The sequence below is a fragment of the Microbulbifer mixtoriginis (SeqCode) genome (assembly GCF_052467705.1).
Genome location: NZ_CP174322.1, coordinates 3,324,034 through 3,341,185, shown reverse-complemented (window position 1 = coordinate 3,341,185; position 17,152 = coordinate 3,324,034). Strand labels below are relative to the sequence as shown.

General features: G+C 47.6%; 16 protein-coding genes. 8 read left to right on the top strand and 8 right to left on the bottom strand.

From position 1 onward, the window contains the following. Nucleotides 1-60 precede the first annotated feature (60 nt). From ACJJIB_RS14570 to ACJJIB_RS14555, 4 genes are all read right to left on the bottom strand, one after another. The gene (locus ACJJIB_RS14570; RefSeq protein ID WP_444886622.1) at nt 61-1,815 is read right to left on the bottom strand and encodes a SulP family inorganic anion transporter; all 1,755 of its coding nucleotides are present in this window, start codon (nt 1,813-1,815) and stop codon (nt 61-63) included. Nucleotides 1,816-1,927: 112 nt separating this feature from the next. Further along, complete coding sequence (locus tag ACJJIB_RS14565) at nt 1,928-2,359, bottom strand: DUF6691 family protein (RefSeq protein ID WP_444886621.1); 432 nt, start codon at nt 2,357-2,359, stop codon at nt 1,928-1,930. Nucleotides 2,360-2,373: 14 nt separating this feature from the next. Further along, nucleotides 2,374-2,805: a YeeE/YedE family protein gene (locus tag ACJJIB_RS14560; protein ID WP_444886620.1), complete on the bottom strand. Its 432-nt coding sequence runs from the start codon at nt 2,803-2,805 to the stop codon at nt 2,374-2,376. Between the two features lie 4 nt (nt 2,806-2,809). Beyond that, the gene (locus tag ACJJIB_RS14555; protein WP_444886619.1) at nt 2,810-3,124 is read right to left on the bottom strand and encodes an ArsR/SmtB family transcription factor; all 315 of its coding nucleotides are present in this window, start codon (nt 3,122-3,124) and stop codon (nt 2,810-2,812) included. A 97-nt stretch (nt 3,125-3,221) separates the two neighbouring features. On the opposite strand from ACJJIB_RS14555, the gene ACJJIB_RS14550 reads away from it, so the two are divergent. From ACJJIB_RS14550 to ACJJIB_RS14540, 3 genes are all read left to right on the top strand, one after another. Continuing rightward, entirely contained in the window at nt 3,222-4,100 is an 879-nt protein-coding gene (locus ACJJIB_RS14550) for an MBL fold metallo-hydrolase (protein ID WP_444886618.1), read from the top strand. Between the two features lie 65 nt (nt 4,101-4,165). After that, the gene (locus ACJJIB_RS14545) at nt 4,166-4,579 is read left to right on the top strand and encodes a protein tyrosine phosphatase family protein (RefSeq protein WP_444886617.1); all 414 of its coding nucleotides are present in this window, start codon (nt 4,166-4,168) and stop codon (nt 4,577-4,579) included. Nucleotides 4,580-4,734: 155 nt separating this feature from the next. Then, nucleotides 4,735-6,447 carry a SulP family inorganic anion transporter gene (locus tag ACJJIB_RS14540; RefSeq protein WP_444886616.1) on the top strand — a complete coding sequence of 571 codons (1,713 nt, stop codon included), beginning with the start codon at nt 4,735-4,737 and terminating at the stop codon, nt 6,445-6,447. 90 nt (nt 6,448-6,537) lie between these two features. Here the strand turns inward: ACJJIB_RS14540 and ACJJIB_RS14535 are convergent, their stop codons facing one another. The 3 genes from ACJJIB_RS14535 to ACJJIB_RS14525 form a co-directional block, all read right to left on the bottom strand. After that, nucleotides 6,538-8,715 (bottom strand): hypothetical protein, encoded by a 2,178-nt coding sequence (locus ACJJIB_RS14535; RefSeq protein ID WP_444886615.1) that lies wholly within the window; start codon nt 8,713-8,715, stop codon nt 6,538-6,540. A gap of 309 nt (nt 8,716-9,024) precedes the next feature. After that, entirely contained in the window at nt 9,025-9,228 is a 204-nt protein-coding gene (locus ACJJIB_RS14530) for a hypothetical protein (protein ID WP_444886614.1), read from the bottom strand. 417 nt (nt 9,229-9,645) lie between these two features. After that, nucleotides 9,646-10,557, bottom strand: a complete 912-nt coding sequence (locus tag ACJJIB_RS14525) for a LysR family transcriptional regulator (protein ID WP_252082208.1) — start codon at nt 10,555-10,557, stop codon at nt 9,646-9,648. Nucleotides 10,558-10,683: 126 nt separating this feature from the next. Between ACJJIB_RS14525 and ACJJIB_RS14520 the strand changes: the two genes are divergently transcribed. The 3 genes from ACJJIB_RS14520 (at nt 10,684) to ACJJIB_RS14510 (ending at nt 13,843) form a co-directional block, all read left to right on the top strand. Continuing rightward, nucleotides 10,684-11,526: a type 1 glutamine amidotransferase domain-containing protein gene (locus ACJJIB_RS14520; protein WP_444884378.1), complete on the top strand. Its 843-nt coding sequence runs from the start codon at nt 10,684-10,686 to the stop codon at nt 11,524-11,526. Between the two features lie 160 nt (nt 11,527-11,686). Next, entirely contained in the window at nt 11,687-12,514 is an 828-nt protein-coding gene (locus tag ACJJIB_RS14515; RefSeq protein WP_444886613.1) for an SDR family NAD(P)-dependent oxidoreductase, read from the top strand. A 453-nt stretch (nt 12,515-12,967) separates the two neighbouring features. Then, nucleotides 12,968-13,843, top strand: a complete 876-nt coding sequence (locus ACJJIB_RS14510; RefSeq protein ID WP_444884380.1) for an SDR family oxidoreductase — start codon at nt 12,968-12,970, stop codon at nt 13,841-13,843. Between the two features lie 265 nt (nt 13,844-14,108). Here ACJJIB_RS14510 and csrA read toward each other — a convergent pair whose 3' ends face one another. Further along, nucleotides 14,109-14,297, bottom strand: a complete 189-nt coding sequence (gene csrA, locus ACJJIB_RS14505) for a carbon storage regulator CsrA (protein ID WP_444886612.1) — start codon at nt 14,295-14,297, stop codon at nt 14,109-14,111. 853 nt (nt 14,298-15,150) lie between these two features. Between csrA and ACJJIB_RS14500 the strand changes: the two genes are divergently transcribed. Continuing rightward, nucleotides 15,151-15,744, top strand: a complete 594-nt coding sequence (locus ACJJIB_RS14500) for a TetR/AcrR family transcriptional regulator (RefSeq protein WP_444886611.1) — start codon at nt 15,151-15,153, stop codon at nt 15,742-15,744. 82 nt (nt 15,745-15,826) lie between these two features. Then, nucleotides 15,827-16,963 (top strand): methyltransferase, encoded by a 1,137-nt coding sequence (locus ACJJIB_RS14495; RefSeq protein WP_444886610.1) that lies wholly within the window; start codon nt 15,827-15,829, stop codon nt 16,961-16,963. Nucleotides 16,964-17,152 lie beyond the last annotated feature (189 nt).

The window sequence follows — 17,152 nt, the reverse complement described above, 5'->3', positions numbered from 1 at the left end:
CCAAATACTGGATATTTTGCCAGTGATTAGTGGTGGCAGACAAGTTTACCAAATGATGGATCAAGTGGGGTCGGCGGGGGAGGACGGTGTGTTGGCTTGGCCGTCGTCATGGATATTGTGATGGCGCAGGGCCAGCTCGGCGATATAGGCGGAGAGAAAAACCCGGCCGGTTAATTCCTGTAGCAGCTTGGAGCGCCCCAACCGGTCCAGAACAGGGCCCTTCACCTCTGCCAGGTGCAGGCGGATATTGCGCTCGAGCAAATCTTGGTTGACCTGTTGCAAGCGCTCAATGGCGGTGCTGTCGATACGGTTGACCGAAGAAAGGATCAATACCAGGTCGTGCAGGCTTTTCTGCCGCTGAACTTCCGCAAACAGGCGGTCTTCAATCGCGCTGATATTGCTGAAAAACAAGTTTTCATCGATGCGCAGGAAGAGGATATCTGGTTGGGTTTTTACCGTGTAACGCAGCACATTGCGAAAGTGCTCGGTGCCGGGAACGCGCCCCACCACGGCGATATGGGGGCGGCTGGCTCGCCAGATTAGGGTGGCGAAAGAGAGCCCCACGCCCAAGCCGATACCGGCCTCAACACCAAATAATATAACGCCCAGCAGGGTGCCACCCATGGCCAGGCCATCGGTGCGGTCGTAGTGCCAGTGGTGCGCCAGCGCACGCAAATCGATCAGATTGGCTGCCGCGACAATAATCGTTGCAGCCAAAACGCACACCGGCAGTTCGGTGAATACCTTGGTGGCGTAAAGCAGTACCAGGGCAATAAATATTGCGGCGATAACGCCACTCAGTGGTGATCTCGCCCCAGCCTCATCGTTCACTGCGGTGCGCGCAAAGCTGCCAGTTACCGCAAATCCACCGGAAAAAGCGCTGAGGAGATTGGCGGTGCCGAGGCCACGTAACTCTGCATTGGCGTCGAGCTTCTCCCCCCGCCGCAGGGCGATGGTATGGGCTACCGAGAGGCTTTCGACAAAGCCGATCAGGGCGATAATCAGGGCTGGCAGCAGCAGCTGATAAATCATGGTGGGGTTAAAAACCGGCAGCGTGAAGTCCGGTAGCCCCGCGGGAATTTCGCCTACCACGGGTAAATCCTGCTCCCAGTGAAAGATGGCGGTAAGGGCGATGGAGAGCAGTACAACCAGCATGGGCGCCAGGCGCGATAGCAGCTTTGCCCGTGTGCGCTCAACGCCCAGTGTACGCAGTAACAGGGGGAGCCCGAGGCGGGCGATAACCAGGCTGAACAGAGCGATCAACCCCATTAATGCCGCATCCGGGTCGCTCATGGGGCTGTTGTCTATGGTGCTCAATAGTATCTCCAGGGCCGTGTGGCCCTCACTCTTGGTGCCGAGCAGGGGAGCTATTTGCCCTGCAATGATCAGCACCGCGGCGCCGGAGACGAAGCCGTTGACTACAGGCAGGCTCAGCAGGTTGGAGAGGCTGCCGAGGCCGAGAAAGCCCATCAGTAGCAGCATGATCCCGCTGAGCAGGGCCAGCAGTATGGCCCCGTTGATATATTCGGCACTGCCGGGTGTGGCGATGGGAGTGAGGGCGGATGCGGTCATCAGGGCCAGTATTGCTACGGGCCCTACAGAGAGTACCGAGCTGGAGCCAAACAGGGCATAGCCCACCAGAGGCAACAGGCCCGCATAGAGGCCCAGGTAGGGGGGCAGGCCGGCCAGGGCAGCATAGGCCAGTGCCTGGGGAACCAGCATCATGCTGGCGAGGATTGCGGCAACGGCATCCCCTATCAGCCACTTGGGCCGGTAGTTTTTCAGCCAGGAGGGGATCAGCTGGTGCGCACGCATACCTTTATCTTTTGGGTATCGGCACCCGCTGTGCGAGCGCCCTGAAACAACAAGATAGACCGCTGCGGCGGCGTGGGTTATTCGTAGCAGTCGCCGCCCACAGTCTTTGGCCTTAACCTTGCGCCGGGACCATCTTGCGGGCACTGAGCCTGAAAATCCCCATACCGGCCAGCATGGCCAGGGTGAATATCAGAGCCTTTTCCTGCCCGGCACCACTCGCCACAATGGCCGGGCCGGGGCAGAAGCCCGCCAGCCCCCAGCCGGCACCAAACATCAGGCCGCCAATCAGCAGGCGGCGATCAATATGATTATTTGTCGGCAGCTGTAAGGTTTGCTTCAACAGGGATTGGCTGCGGCCTTTAAATAATTGGAAGGCGGGCAGGCTCACGGCGATAGCACCAGCCATCACCAAAGCCAGGGAGGGGTCCCAAGCGCCGGCAATATCCAAAAATCCGAGGACTTTTGCCGGATTGGCCATGCCGGATAACAGTAGCCCCAAGCCAAAGACCAAACCCGCCAGCAATGCCGTCACAGTGGTTTTCATGATTCGATCCTCGCTTAAGCGGCCAGCAGGTGGCGTACAACGTAAACAGTGACAAAGCCCGCCGCCATAAATACCAATGTGGCGACTAGGGAGCGGGGGGAGAGACGGGAAAGACCACAAACTCCGTGGCCGCTGGTGCAGCCGGACCCCAAGCGGGTGCCAAAGCCCACCAGTAGACCGGCGGCGATCAGGGTGGGGTAGCCGGCTTCAATTTCTATGGGCGGCAGGGTGGAAAATACTTGCCAGGCCAGTGGCGCAGCCAACAATCCGATAACAAAAGCCAGGCGCCAGCCGATACCGGGGTTGCCCTCCAGCAGGCCGCCCAAAACGCCAGAGATACCGGCGATGCGGCCGTTAAAAATCAGTAACAGGACACTGGCGAGCCCTATAAGAATACCGCCGGCGAGTGCCGAGGCAGGGGTGAAAGCGGTCCAGTCGATGCTCATGGCATTACTCCGCGCAGTAGAGTTGATAGAGGGTTTGTAAAAGGGCCAGTACCCGTGGGTCGGCTACCCGGTAATAGACGTGTTTGCCCTCCCGGCGGGTATCCACTAGCCCTTCGCGGCGCAGAACGCCTAGCTGCTGGGAAAGGCTGGGCTGACGAAGCCCAAGACGTTCCTCAAGTTCGCCTACATTTAGTTCTTCCTGGCTGAGCTGGCATAGCAGCAGCAAACGGTCTTGGTTGGCCAGGGAGCGCAGCATGGCCGCAGCCTGGCCAGCGGAGTCGCGCATCTTGTCTATATCGAGGTTTGTGGTATCGGGCATAAACTTGGCCTGGAGACAATTTACAAGTTAATAATATATTGTTTTATATATTATCAAAATGTATATTGATTCGGTAGTGAAATTTGGAGGGCACAAAATGCCGCAGGTAGAGCAAGGTACTCAGGTGCAGCCGTTCCTAGACAGGGAAACCGAAACCTGGAGCTATGTGGTGTACGACAGGGACGGCGGCTCGGCTGCAGTGGTGGATGCCGTGCTGAATTTTAATGTGGCATCTGGGCGCACCAGCAATAAGGGTGCTCAGGCGATAGTGTCGTTTATCCGTGAAAAGAACCTCACCCTGGAGTGGATACTGGAAACCCACGCCCATGCCGACCACCTCTCTGCGGCGCCTTTTCTGCGAGAGCAATTGGGCGGGCGCATCGCCATTGGTGAGCAGATTTGCCAGGTACAGAAGATTTTTCGTGAGGTCTTTAATCTGGAGCGGGAGTTCCTTGCCGATGGCAGTCAGTTCGATCACCTATTCAAAGATGGTGAAACTTTTCAGGTGGGGACACTAGAGGCGCAGGTAATTTATAGCCCCGGCCATACGCCGGCGGATATGGCCTGGCTGATCGGCGATGCCCTGTTTGTGGGGGATACCCTGTTTATGCCCGACGTGGGCAGTGCCCGTTGCGATTTTCCCGGTGGCGATGCCGCGCAGTTGTATTTGTCGGTGAAAAAAATATTATCCCTGCCGGACGAAACCCGCATGTTCATGTGTCACGATTATCCGCCGCAAGACGAGCGAGACTATCAGTGTGAAACCACGGTGGGTGCCCAGCGCCGCGAGAATATCCACCTGCGCGACGGCATTAGCGAAAGCGAATTTGTGGCAATCCGTAAAAAGCGCGATGCCAGTCTGCCTATGCCGCGGCTGATTATTCCCTCGGTGCAGGTCAACATCCGTGCAGGGCAACTTCCCCCGGCGGAATCCAATGGCACTGTTTATTTAAAGGTTCCGCTGAATCAGCTGTAAAAAACCAGTTAATCCCAGCGCTGTAGTTCTATTTTAATGAGGACTGCTGTCATTTCGAGACGACTATGAATATTAAAAAGTTAGATGAACAGGTGAGTGTTTCTGAACATATTACCTGTGAGGCAATGGCACCGTTGGCACAGAGTGGTGTACAGGTGGTGGTTTGCAATTGCCCGGAGGGGGAGAGTGAAGTACATCCTAGTTACAAAGCTATGGAGCGGGCCGCCCAGGACGCCGGCTTGCGTTTTATTGCGATCCCTTTTACCCGTGGGCGAATGACGCGGGAACACTGTGAGGCCTTTCGTGATGTATTGCAGGGCGGTGAAAAAATCCATGCATTTTGTCTTACCGGCAATCGTTCCAGCCAGGTGTGGGCTGGCGCCAAAGTTTTAATGGGCGCAGATAAAAAACATTTGTTCGGCCAAGCGCAGATGGCCGGTTTCGATGTCAGTGCCGCGCTGGTTGCTATTGAGCCCTAATAAAGACATAAAGACATTTCAATGGCCAGTTAGGTCATACCCAGAATTGCGGCACAGTTGTGAAAGTGTGCCGCAGTTAAATACCCGTGATGTGCCGTGATAAAGCGGGAGGTACCCGCGTGGTTAAACAATAGAGTGAAAGGTGAGCCAAGGTTATGCAGCAACTCTCCCGATGGTTTCCCATCCTCACTACTTTTCAATCCTATAACCGCCGCACCTTAAACCGCGATCTGCTCGCCGCCGCAATTGTTACAGTGCTACTGATTCCTCAATCTCTTGCCTATGCCCTGCTGGCGGGACTGCCGGCGGAAGTTGGCCTCTATGCGAGCATGGTACCGCTGGTGGTTTACGGTATTTTTGGTTCCAGTAGTACGTTGTCTGTGGGGCCGGTCGCGGTGATCTCACTGATGAGCGCCGCCGCGCTGGGAGAGGTCACCGCCACGGGCGAGATGGACTACCTGAGCGCTGCCGCCGCGCTGGCACTGCTTTCCGGGGGAATACTTTTTCTGCTGGGTACATTACGCCTTGGTATGCTGGCGAACTTTCTCTCTCACCCGGTGATCTCTGGTTTTATTACTGCTTCGGCATTACTGATAGCCCTCAGCCAGTTGCGGCATTTATTGGGGGTGGCCGCCCAGGGTGATACCGCACCGGAGCTGCTGCTATCACTATGGCAGAACCTGAACAGTATCAATAGCCTTGCTTTGATCACCGGAGTAGGGGTGCTGATTTTTCTCTACTGGAGTAGGGCCCTTGCTGCAAAATGGCTGGAGAAAATGGGCTTGTCTAGCAGCAATGCCGAACTGTTTGCCAAGGCGGCCCCGGTAGTGGGTGTACTGGTAACCATTGCCTTATCCGTCGCCATAAATTTTGAAGCGCAACAAGTGGCTTTGGTAGGCGCTATTCCTGCCGGTTTGCCGCCCCTATCACTGCCGCACCTCTCACTGCCGCTGCTGCAATCTTTATTTGTGCCCGCACTAATGATTGCCATTATTGGCTATGTAGAATCCATATCGGTGGCCAAAACCTTGGCCGCCAAGCGCAGGCAAAGAATTGATAGCAACCAGGAATTGGTTGCCCTAGGGATGGCCAATATAAGCTCAGGCATTTCTGGCGGTTTCCCGGTGAGCGGTGGTTTCTCCCGCTCGGTGGTGAATGATTCAGCGGGGGCGCAGACACAATTTGCCAGCCTGTTTACCGCATTGGGTATCGCTCTGGCTGCACTCTTTTTAACTCCTTTTCTATATTACTTACCGAAAACCACACTAGCCGCCACCATTATTGTTGCGGTTCTCTCCTTGGTGGATTTCTCCATCCTGCGTAAAACCTGGCACTTTGCTAAAGCAGACTTTATTGCCGTTACCCTGACCATCGCCGTTACCCTGCTAATGGGCGTCGAACCCGGTGTGGCCTGTGGTGTTGGCGCATCCTTATTATTATTTATTTATCGTGCTTCCAAGCCCCATATCGCCGAAGTGGGCCTGGTGGAGGGTACCGAGCACTTCCGTAATATTCACCGGCACCAGGTAAAAACCGTTCCCGAGATTCTCACCTTCCGCGTAGATGGTCGCTTAATCTTCTCCAATATCGGCGTATTGGAAGAGCGCATTTATACCGGCCTTGCCAATAACTCACAGGTAAAACATGTCATTCTGATGTGCAGCGCAGTGAATGAAATAGATTGGAGTGCCTTGGAGGTACTTGAGTCTATTAATGGCAATCTATTGGATAGAGAAATTCAACTGCATCTATCGGAAGTTAAGGGGCCGGTGATGGATTGCCTGGAGAGAAGTAGTTTTCTGCAGAAGTTATCTGGAGGTATATTCTTAAGTCAGTACCAAGCGTTTTCTTCTGTTACGGAGTATTAACTACTCGGAATCCACTTAGATTGTTGTTCATTAAAAATGGAGAGCAAGGCTCTCCATTTTTAAGTTATTAGTGATTTCTCTATAGATGAATTAGTTAACACTGTTTGAATGGTAAATCATCGCTTGCCAAACATTTTGCTTGCCGCCACCGTAATTATCATAGGTGGGGTTCTTGATGTATGACCAAGCTACTTTACCGTTGCCAAGGAAAATGGGTTCATCCAAGCCACCCCAACCAAACTTGGTTAGTTTTACTGGCCCTTCTAATACATTGAGGTCTGCGTCAATCTCCATAACATAATAGGCCTTGGGGACCAGCATACGCATTGCGCCATTCTTCGCTGAACTTCGGTTGTACGACAGGTTATCGGAGATGCACTGAAATTGTGCGTAGCCAAATAGGTAGCGACCATTTTTCAAATCAATAAGTTGAGGATCACTGATTTGACAGTCGGGCTCTTCTACCAGCCATTTAAAGCCTTGCCCCTCGATACTGCCGTTACCATCGACTTTGCCGATACCAATACGGGTTAAAGAAGAGGCGTCCAAGGCATCGCCTCCGCGTAGGCCCTGCCTGGAAATGGTTGGGTTGCTGCTGCTTGACATATAGGAGAAGAAGCAATTCGTACTATCTGAACACTGCTCATCAAAGGGGCCGCCACTACTTGTATCAATGCCGTATTCGCTTTGTAGGAAGCGATTCATTTCCTCGTCATCAATATACTTGGGGGAGACGATAAGCGATAGATTTGTGTCTTTATCAACCGGCACTACCGTGTGCCCACCGCCATTGGAGAAGAATGCATTGTCGGAGGGAACAAGGTAATTGTAACTTCCTTCAAATCTACTGGTAGAGGAAGTATCCTCCATCTTGATCGCAATAGTGTTTAACCCGCGAGACTGATTATATTTTCCGCCATCGCTGGTACAAATTGCTCCATACTTTTCATTACCTGGATTATAGAAGGCGCGAATATTTAATACGTGGCCATAGCCACAAAGCCAATACCAACCTCTATTATTACTTCCACTCATGTTTAGGGACCAGTTATCTCGATCAATAACCGTCATTCCTGCAGAGTAGTGGGAGCCACCATAGCTGCCGTCAAATACTCGCGCTGTTACGGAGAAGGCATAGCTGGTGCGGCCTTGGCTATCATTGTCCACATAGATAAGCTCTTGGGCTCCGGCATGGCCACCACCGTGCATCTTGTTCACAACATAGGCCGCAGGCTTTTCACTGAGTGGTTGATCGTCCCACTCCATGAGCCAGATCTGTTCGTTATATTTATAACCTCTCTCACGAATGTACTCGACCATCGCGTTATAGTCGGCTTCAGAGAGCTGATCGACAATATAAGCCATCTCCTCTTGCATCTCTTTCCCTTTAATGGTCTTAAAGGATGGAGAATCACCAAAATCGGTCTCTGGGAATTTAGCTTTAAGCCCAGGGAGGAAGTCCTCAAATTTCAGGGTGGCATGATCAGTAAAGTAGCCGATGTACTGACTATGATTGGTTGATATCATCAGGCCGATGTCCCTTTCAATACGGGCATCAATAGGGCTGATGTTATCTTCCATTTTCATCCAATCGCTACCGTATTGCTCTACCAAGTCACCCTGCACCTCATAGCGCTTGTTGGCTTGGTATTCAGTGTTGCATAAGACCGCAACCCGGGAGCAATCTGAGCTGGCCGCAATACCGTGCGACTCGTAGCATTGTTTTAGTATCGTTGTGTTACCGGTTTGATCGAAGCTTGAAGTCTCTGGGTTATATTGCAGCTCATAAACAGTGCCATAAGTGACTTCATCATCTCCACTACCCTCGCTTAGGGTCTTAGAAACAAACATTCGAGGTTTGTCGGTGTCAGTTGCGCAGGCAGCTGTGTAACTTCGCATGGGGACCGACTTTAGGGTGTCGTCCTGGGTGCTGTCTGTTCTGGCAATATAGTGTGGGAGCCCGTGAACCTCTTGGGCATTGGGTTGGCCATTCGGTAAGGTGATATCCCGAGAAGTGATTCGGGCAAATCCCAAGTCTGCAGTTTCAATATCGCCAACAGTCACTGTACCGGGTTCATTGTCTGGAAGTGGTGTAGTGCTACCTGATCCGCTGCCGCCCGTACCACTTCCAGATCCCTGGCCACTACCATCTCCCCCTGTGGATGGGGCTGGGTCGGAATCCGAAGAGGAGCCTCCACCGCCGCTGCATGAGGCCAATACAATAGTAAGTGCCAATGCCAAAATTTTCTTGCTAAATAGCTTATCCATAGTCTGCTCGAAGATTCATTATTTAAATCGAATGCAATGTGGGAACTTGTGGACCACTTCACAGTGTTGAAAAGGTAAATTTGGGGGATCATTCTAGTTTCCTTCATTTACTTTTCTGTGCAGTACTTAAAATATTTTCCACTGAACCTTTTTTGAGCGAGGATCTTGAAAAATTTAGAGAACACGCAACTCTTGGGGTCTAAAAAAGTATTATGATATGAATCCTCTCTGTTTGGATGGTCTCCAACTAGAGATGACGTGTACAGAGCTTTGAGCAATCTCGGATATGTTCAATTCCAAGTGGGAAAATCAATAGGTAGTACTGACAGGGGGCGATCTAGTTGGGAGAGAAATCACCAGTAACTGTGGAATTCGAATCTCAAAGTGTCTTGGCTGGGTGCCTGACATATTCAGTACTATCTCGTTGTCGATATAGAGTGCGATGTGGTGGTGATTGCCCATTACTGCATAGGCAGCGATATCTAGCGCAAATTTTCCAGCTGGTTTATGCATTTGAAAATCAATCCACAAGCGGAAATATTTGTAGTCTCAATATTCTAAAGACCTAATTTATGAAAGTTGTAGTGGTAGTTATGATATTGATAGTCGGTGTTGTCTATTTTTCCAGACCGGAAAAAGCAAGTGAGTTACTTGCTGAATACTGCAGAGATTCCTATCCGGATAGGTCATTAGAGCATTGTAGACAGCAAATAACGACCCCTAAAATCAGGTGTGATATTCTGAAAGGTACCCTGGAGGAAGGTGATGTGTGTAAGGTGGGGGCCTCCAAAAGGTTCTCGGCGGCCTCTTGATAACGATATCAATTTATAAACTAAAGATTTGAGAGGTTTCACTGATTGTAGCCACACATAATAAAGCATCGATACTTGATGCGCTAATTAAGATAGTTAAAACTAAACTCACTTGAAACTAGTATTCAATACGAGCAACTTCCACGATCTTTTCCCTCAACCATTTATTTGCCGGATCATCCTTATTTTTTAAGTTCCAATAGGCTTTCATAGAGTATTGGGGGAGGGTGACAGGTGGAGTAAAATGCACAATATTGAATTTGCCGGCAATAGACTGGATAAATTTTCTTGGTGCGGTGAGGATTCCGTCACTGCATTCTACAATGTAGGGCGCACTGGAAAAATTCGCTACTTTAAATTGAACATTTCTGGATAAGCCAATTTCTTCTAGTGCCTTGTCAACTGTTCCGCGGTTATCTCTCCCCGTGCCTGCCATAATATGCGGATATTGACAAAAACTATGAACATTTTTCTTGTCTTTCAAAAATGGATGATTATTTCTTACCGCTGAGACAAAAGAATCTTTATACAAGGTTTTTACTATCAGGCTTGGATGACTTGATTCCATAACACTGATAGAAAGATCCGCCTCACCACTCTCAATTTGGTTGGCGATCCTGTGCTTATCTAACTTTATAAAAATAACCTGAACTCTCGGAGCGTCTTTTTGCAGTAATGCTATTAGGGGGGGAGCGATACTTTGCTCCACCAGGTCGCTCGTTGCGATATAAAAAGTGCGTTGCGTACTTTCAGGATTGAATTCTTCTTGATTTAAAATATTCCGCTCAAAATCACTTAGCCAGCGACTTAACGGTGTTTGTAGGGACTCAGCCCTTGGAGTCAGTACCAGTTGATTGCCTTGCCTGATGACTAGTGAGTCATCAAAACTGTGGCGGAGTTTCTTCAGCGTATGGCTTACCGCAGACTGCGTTAGCCCTGCACGCTCACCAGCCCGGGTCAGGTTTCGGGTCTCAAATATAATCTGCAGGAGCCTTAGTTGGTTCAGCTCAATGTCCGAAATATTGCCCATTCTAACCAGTCTCAGCCATTAGTTATGCTCATGCCTATATTAGGTTAATTAATTTCAGTAATGAAGCCTGGGGTCCTATTCTGTCGCCACTTCAATTGATTCAACCCTAATTTCGAGGAAGTGATTATGAACTTGAAGAAACTGCTTGCGATGGCAGCATTGCTAGTCAGCCCACTGGCGGTGGCAGATAACGTTCTGGTTGTGATGTCAGACGTGTCAGAAATGAAGCTGAAGGGTGGTAGTGACTACAAAACGGGCTTCTATTTGAATGAGCTTATGGAGCCGGTCAAGTTGATGATGGAAGCTGGCCACACAATAACATTCGCTACCCCGATGGGGCTGGCACCGACACTGGACCCGGTTTCAGACACGCCTGACCATTTCTTGGATACTAGTCAAGAAAACTACAATGCCCATAAAGCGTTACTCAACCAGCTAATGCTGACTGACAAAGATCACAGCCCAGTAGTTAGCTTTGCTCGCATTGAGCAAATCGGTATAGAGAATTTTGATGCGCTGTTTGTACCTGGGGGTCATGCACCTTTAGGTGACTTGGTATCCAATGATCAATTGGGTAGTTTCTTACGTCATTTTAACGCTGAGTCCAAGCCTACCGGTTTAGTGTGTCATGGCCCAGTTGCGCTGTTGTCCGCTTTGCCTAACAGCTCTGAATTTGAAACCCAAATGAAAGCCGGTAAGAAAGCTAAAGCTGCCAAGGGCTGGGTATATGACGGTTACAAAATGACCTCTTTTAGTAACTCAGAAGAAGCTGTAGCTACTCAATACTACTTAGGTGGTGATGAGCTGTTCTACTGGCCTCAAAATGCACTCACCAATGCCGGTGGTAATTACTCCCGTAGCAAAGAAGATTGGCAGCCGCATGTTGTTGTTGATCGTGAACTGGTAACAGGCCAGAACAACAAATCCTCCATTGCTGTTGCTCAAGAGCTTCTAAAATTGATGAAATAGTCGTCTATCTTAGTAGCAGGCTTCTTCAGGCAAAACTCCATTGAGAGTCCCAAGGCTGTAAAGAATGATTTCGGTAAAAAGCCTATGCCTGAAGGAGCAGTATTAATACCGTATTCCACAAACTCTAATTTATGTCTTTGACGATAATCCAGGAATCCCAATGAGCACATCTACTATCTTTCAGTCGAATAATGTTGCAGTTATTACTGGTGGTGCCAGCGGAATAGGTTTTGCGGCAGCAAAGGCCCTATCAAAAAGAGGGATGAAGATTTGTTTAGCAGATGTTAACAAAGAAAAACTGGAAGAAGCTAAGCGCGCTCTACCAAATGATACTTTAATAGTAGAAACCGATGTGAGTGATTTTAGCTCGGTACTAGCGCTCAAAGATCAAGTTAAACAAGAATTCGGTCGTATCGACTTTCTTTTTAATAACGCAGGAACTGCTGTTAAAAATGGAAGTTGGGAGAATTTAGATGGTTGGAATAAGATTATCAACACAAACCTTTGGGGTGTGATTCATTGTATTCATGCATTTGCCCCCGAAATGATCAGTCAAAACAGCCCATCTGTTATCGTTACGACCGGATCTAAGCAGGGAATTACCACTCCACCGGGAAATCCGGCTTACAACGTCAGTAAGGCTGCGGTAAAAGCTACTGCGGAGGCGTTACAGCACTCTATTCGAAATACACCTGAAAGCCAGGTCTCATCTCACTTGTTAATTCCTGGTTTCACTTACACGGGTATGATTGGTAGCCCTAGTAAACCAGATGGCGCATGGACTGCGGATCAAGTGGTCGATTTTATGCTGGAGAGCGTCGAGCGTGGTGATTTTTACATTCTTTGCCCGGATAATGACGTAGATCGTGAAACTGATGTTAAACGCATGAGCTGGGCGATAGGGGATATTATTAACAATCGTCCGCCACTCTCTCGTTGGCATCCCGACTACCGTGAGGCATTTGAGGCGGAGATGGGTAAACAATGAGAATACATTTTTCCTTGTGGAAAAAATAACTAGAGTTATCTAAATGGTGTGCAGGTAGGGCTTAACTCAATTTTGTAATTGTTTAAGTTCTATACCTGTATGGTGCTAGATGACAGTTTTTAAGGTCTTAATTCCTTAGACTGCTTATTCAAAATATCTTATGGCTTTTTATTCTGTACGTTGTGTCTAGCTATTTTTCCACTAAAAACTAGATGCAAAATCTGATAGATAACCAGTGCGGATCTTAGTGCTGAAGGCCTTTGCTCTTAATTTTTTTAAAACCCCCTGATTGAATATCTGATCAATAGGGGTGGCTTATGAAGCCTTTTGCGTACTGGTTTTGTGGCTATTATTTTTATTCATTGCTATATGCATTAAATCAATTTCATTAATGCACGTGCAAGTCTTAATCTTTACACCAGTTGATGTGATGCAAAATTTAAGGAGACAATCATGACTCAAACAGCGCTTATTACTGGTTCAAATAGTGGTTTTGGTTATCTAATTGCCAATACACTTGCAAATAATGGCTACAAAGTCATCGGCACCATGCGAGACCCAAGTGGCCGCAATGCTTCTGTAGCTAATGAGCTTATTGCTAAAGGTATCGTTGTCGTCGATATTGATGTAACCGATGATGAGAGCGTCGCCAAGGGTATTGCTCAAGCGACTAAAGAAGTCGGCCCAATTGATATCTTAATTAATAACGCGGGAGTCGGTACGCTCGGGTGGCAGGAAAGCTTTACCATCGAGGACTTTAAAAAGGTTTTTGATATCAATGTTTTTGGCGTTCAACGTTTAATACGTGCAGTGTTGCCGCAGATGAAACAGCGCAGCAGTGGAACTCTTATTCAGATATCAAGCATTTTAGGTAAGTTCGTATTACCTTTCCTTGGTTCTTATAATGCCACCAAACATGCGGTAGAAGGAATGGCAGAGAATTATCGCGTAGAGCTGGCGCAATTTGGTATTCAATCTTTGATTGTTCAACCAGGCGGATTTGGAACCGATTTTGGCTCAAACCTGTTAAGAGCAAGTGACAAAGAAGTGGCTGCGAGTTATGGTGAGTATGCAGATGCCCCGGAGCAAATGTGGGCCGGTACAGAGAAGGGTCATGAATCAGAGAATGCCCCCAGCCCACAATTGGTTGCAGATGCGGTTCTGAACTTACTGAAGACAGAGCCTTCAAGTCGACCGTTTCGAACAACTGTTGATGGTACAGGATTGAACCCCACGATAGAAAAGATCAATCAAGTTACCGAAGAGGCAATGCAGGAAATTTACTCAGCATACGAAATGGGCAATTTATTCCAGCTTAAAAAGTACTAAACGGCTTATGATATTAGTGGGCACTCTGCATACTTTCACAGGTATAAAGGTGCCTTTTTATAAATGTACCTATCAAAACTTCTTGAGTACGTTTTTTTGATTGGCCCGAAAGTAGCATTTTCACATTATAAGTTAATTATAGTTAGTATATGGAGCATGAGAGAGAAGGATAATATAGAAACTTATATTACGAAGTTGTCGGAACCATACCCATATAGAGAATTTTAGGCCCATAGTGGGCCCTTTCTATTGGAGGCGTAGGCTCTCAGCCACTTCGGTTTATCAATTTTCTTTCCTCTTGAATGCGTATATAAATTTCTTCACGGTGCACAGGTAGGAATTTGGGGGCATGTATTCCTATCTTTACTTGATTACCCTTAACCTCCAATACTGTGATAGAGACATTTGTTCCAATTCTTAGATTTTCGCCAGTCCGGCGTTTTAAGATCAACATTTTCTTTTCCTACTGATATGCAAGTTATGGCTAGGCATTCCGTAATGGGAAGGCGGCTTGAAGGGCGGTGTTTGCAGGAAATTTTAGGTGGGGCACGGGAACGGTAGGCACGGAAGAAGAAAAGGCGGGCGCAACGCTCCCAGAGCCTGGGGAATCGTTCCAAGCTGCTGAATGTACTCCACTTTATTGAAGACGAGCGGGTTTCTAGCGTACTATGCATATAGCCATCTTGATAGTTACTGTATCAATTTGGTTAGCTGGCCCCTGGTGTTCCCGCACCATGGGTCAGCGCCTTTTACTTACTCTTATATCACGCTACTGTTCTCCTATAAGTAAATGGATTATTTGGAAAGCTTTTGGCATTTTTTAACTTGAGCTATGTGCCAATTGAAACTCGCACAGTGACAGCCAAAAATACCGATAAATATCTACCAATTCTACGCAGCTTTGACACTAAAACAAACTTAATAAAATCCAATAAGATTATTTTGGTGCCTATATTTTGTTCTTTTTCCTCTAGATATATCTGATTTTTCTCTCAAGAAACGCAAGCTAAATTCGCATTCTTTATAGATTCTTGTGTTTTACCTAGCTCCCGATATTTTGTCCATTACGAGTTCCTGGATGACTTAGAATTTGTCTGTATGAATGGGCACACTAAAGAAAGACTAGTTATTCATTTAAAAGCTAATGTGAGGAATCTGCTTGCTCCTTTTACCTCTGTATAGCGGTCTAAGGTAGTTAAGCGCTCAGTGTTCGTACAAACCCCTTATATTGAACAACAGTCATTATGGAAGGTGGTGCTATACCCTGTTAGCCTCCATTGCATTACAAATAGGGGATGGTAAGGAATATGCAGGAGTCAAATGTTGCCAATCGGTTGATAGAAGCGGCACGAGAGTGCTTTTTGAACGATGAGTATCACCGGGTTACCACTCGCCAAATTGCTGCCAAGGCGGGGGTGGCGGTATCAATGATTCGGTATTACTTCGGCAGTAAGGATGGCTTATACGAAGATATGATTCGTCAAACCTTACTCCCCCTGATTAATGCTGTTGAGCAGCTGAGCCTAGATGGCGACTGGGATTTTGGTGACTTCTTCGACCTCTACTATGCCACAATGCAGGAGAATCCCAAGTTTCCAGCCCTAATCTTGAAAGTTATGGCGCTTAACGAGGGGCCAGGAAAGAATGTTATTCGCCAACTCTTAGAGCGGGGGCGCCAACGGGGGACCAGGAGATTGGCGGAAATTCAGGGCGCTGAACCTTCGGACGCTGGCACTGAATATGATTTGCTCAGGATTGCGTTTGTCAGTCTTGCAATGTTGCCCATGCTGGCCAAGCCAGTTCTTGAGGAGCAAATGGGCCAGGAAATGGGGCCTGAGTTTTTAAAGCAGCTTGCCGATTTTAATGGCCGAATCCTAAAGGCCGGTTTACAAAATATGTAACCTTTCAAGTCTCTGTTTGTAATAACAGAGATGTTTATTTTGTTGGATATTTTTGTCAGACATTTTTTTCTGAGGAGTTCTTATGCCCGGGTCTATGCAAAAGAATAGGGTCTCTAATTGGGTCTTTCAGAGGGTTTCCATTGCGGTTTACAGTTTATGCAATATTCCAAATCGCCTGATCCCGGCTCCCTTTCGTTTGATGCAAATAGGATCTTTATTTTGGCAATCTCGCTGTTTATATGCTGTTGCCTGTCTTAATGTTGCTGATCATATTGAAGATAAAGCCATTTCGATAGATAAGTTGGCGGATGCTTGTAAAGCCGATAAACAGTACCTCTATCGATTGATGAGAATGTTATGCGCAATGGGGATTTTTAAAGAAGAGGAACCAAAATGTTTTTCGCATAATAGGAATTCAAGAGCGCTTCGTACTAACGCCGACAACAGCGTAAAAAATATGATCCTGATGCATAACTCACCTGAATTTAGTAGGCCATGGTTTTCAAACTTTGAGGGGCATATCAAGGAGGGCAATGTGCCTTTTGAAGGTGTGTATGAAAAGGAGATGTTTGATTATATGAATGATCACCCGAAGGTTAGTGACCTATTTTCGGATGCAATGGATACTGTTGATCATCTTACCGGTTTACAATACCTGCAAGACTTTAACTGGAAGAATTTTGATCGAATTATTGATTTGGGCGGTGCAAAAGGCAGTAAAAGTGCCAGTATCCTTTCTTCGTACAAACACCTGACTGCAGTTGTTGTTGATAGGAGCAATGTAGAATCGACTGCGCGAGAGTATTGGGATAGTCACCTCGGTGATGATGTTAAGAAACGATTAGATTTTTATCCTACTGATATCCTAAATGACCCACTTCCAGATGCAGTAAGTGATAAGGACATCTATTTGTGTGTGGCTATTTTTCACTTGCTGAATGATTCCAGGGCTAGAGAGCTTTTAATGAATATTCATCGGGCGATGGGTGAACGTAATACTACTTTAGCGATTGTTGATGCTGTACTTCCAGAGAAAGGGGCAGATCTCAATTTAGCGGCAATGGATATGCAGATGCTAATGGGAACAAAAGGGCGTGAACGAACGGTCAGTGAATGGAATAAGTTATTTGCTCAGAGCCCTTTCTACTTGGTTGAGACTGTCAGCGTTCGGTCTTTCGCTAAAGTGATGGTTTTAAAGAAGAACCAGGTGCTAAAATGATTTACCCCTAATGGAGCTCTCAATTCTTAAAGTAATCAGGCTATGAAATAATTTTTGTCTTAGCGAAGGTAGATATATTTAGCGATTAACGCAACAGCAGTGAGAAAGGTGCCTGTCGAGTGTAAGTTAAACTCATATGACTTACTGTTAAATGCAGTATGCTGAATGGTGACGGCATACTGCACATTG

Bases quoted from the DNA above. Each gene is read 5' to 3' on its own strand.
- ACJJIB_RS14500 (WP_444886611.1), top strand. From the start codon at position 15,151: ATGCAGGAGTCAAATGTTGCCAATCGGTTGATAGAAGCGGCACGAGAG.
- ACJJIB_RS14545 (WP_444886617.1), top strand. From the start codon at position 4,166: ATGAATATTAAAAAGTTAGATGAACAGGTGAGTGTTTCTGAACATATT.
- ACJJIB_RS14525 (WP_252082208.1), bottom strand. From the start codon at position 10,557: ATGGGCAATATTTCGGACATTGAGCTGAACCAACTAAGGCTCCTGCAG.
- ACJJIB_RS14570 (WP_444886622.1), bottom strand. From the start codon at position 1,815: ATGCGTGCGCACCAGCTGATCCCCTCCTGGCTGAAAAACTACCGGCCC.
- ACJJIB_RS14565 (WP_444886621.1), bottom strand. From the start codon at position 2,359: ATGAAAACCACTGTGACGGCATTGCTGGCGGGTTTGGTCTTTGGCTTG.
- ACJJIB_RS14555 (WP_444886619.1), bottom strand. From the start codon at position 3,124: ATGCCCGATACCACAAACCTCGATATAGACAAGATGCGCGACTCCGCT.
- ACJJIB_RS14530 (WP_444886614.1), bottom strand. From the start codon at position 9,228: ATGCATAAACCAGCTGGAAAATTTGCGCTAGATATCGCTGCCTATGCA.
- ACJJIB_RS14510 (WP_444884380.1), top strand. From the start codon at position 12,968: ATGACTCAAACAGCGCTTATTACTGGTTCAAATAGTGGTTTTGGTTAT.
- ACJJIB_RS14495 (WP_444886610.1), top strand. From the start codon at position 15,827: ATGCCCGGGTCTATGCAAAAGAATAGGGTCTCTAATTGGGTCTTTCAG.
- ACJJIB_RS14540 (WP_444886616.1), top strand. From the start codon at position 4,735: ATGCAGCAACTCTCCCGATGGTTTCCCATCCTCACTACTTTTCAATCC.
- ACJJIB_RS14550 (WP_444886618.1), top strand. From the start codon at position 3,222: ATGCCGCAGGTAGAGCAAGGTACTCAGGTGCAGCCGTTCCTAGACAGG.
- ACJJIB_RS14515 (WP_444886613.1), top strand. From the start codon at position 11,687: ATGAGCACATCTACTATCTTTCAGTCGAATAATGTTGCAGTTATTACT.
- ACJJIB_RS14560 (WP_444886620.1), bottom strand. From the start codon at position 2,805: ATGAGCATCGACTGGACCGCTTTCACCCCTGCCTCGGCACTCGCCGGC.
- ACJJIB_RS14520 (WP_444884378.1), top strand. From the start codon at position 10,684: ATGAACTTGAAGAAACTGCTTGCGATGGCAGCATTGCTAGTCAGCCCA.
- ACJJIB_RS14535 (WP_444886615.1), bottom strand. From the start codon at position 8,715: ATGGATAAGCTATTTAGCAAGAAAATTTTGGCATTGGCACTTACTATT.
- csrA (WP_444886612.1), bottom strand. From the start codon at position 14,297: ATGTTGATCTTAAAACGCCGGACTGGCGAAAATCTAAGAATTGGAACA.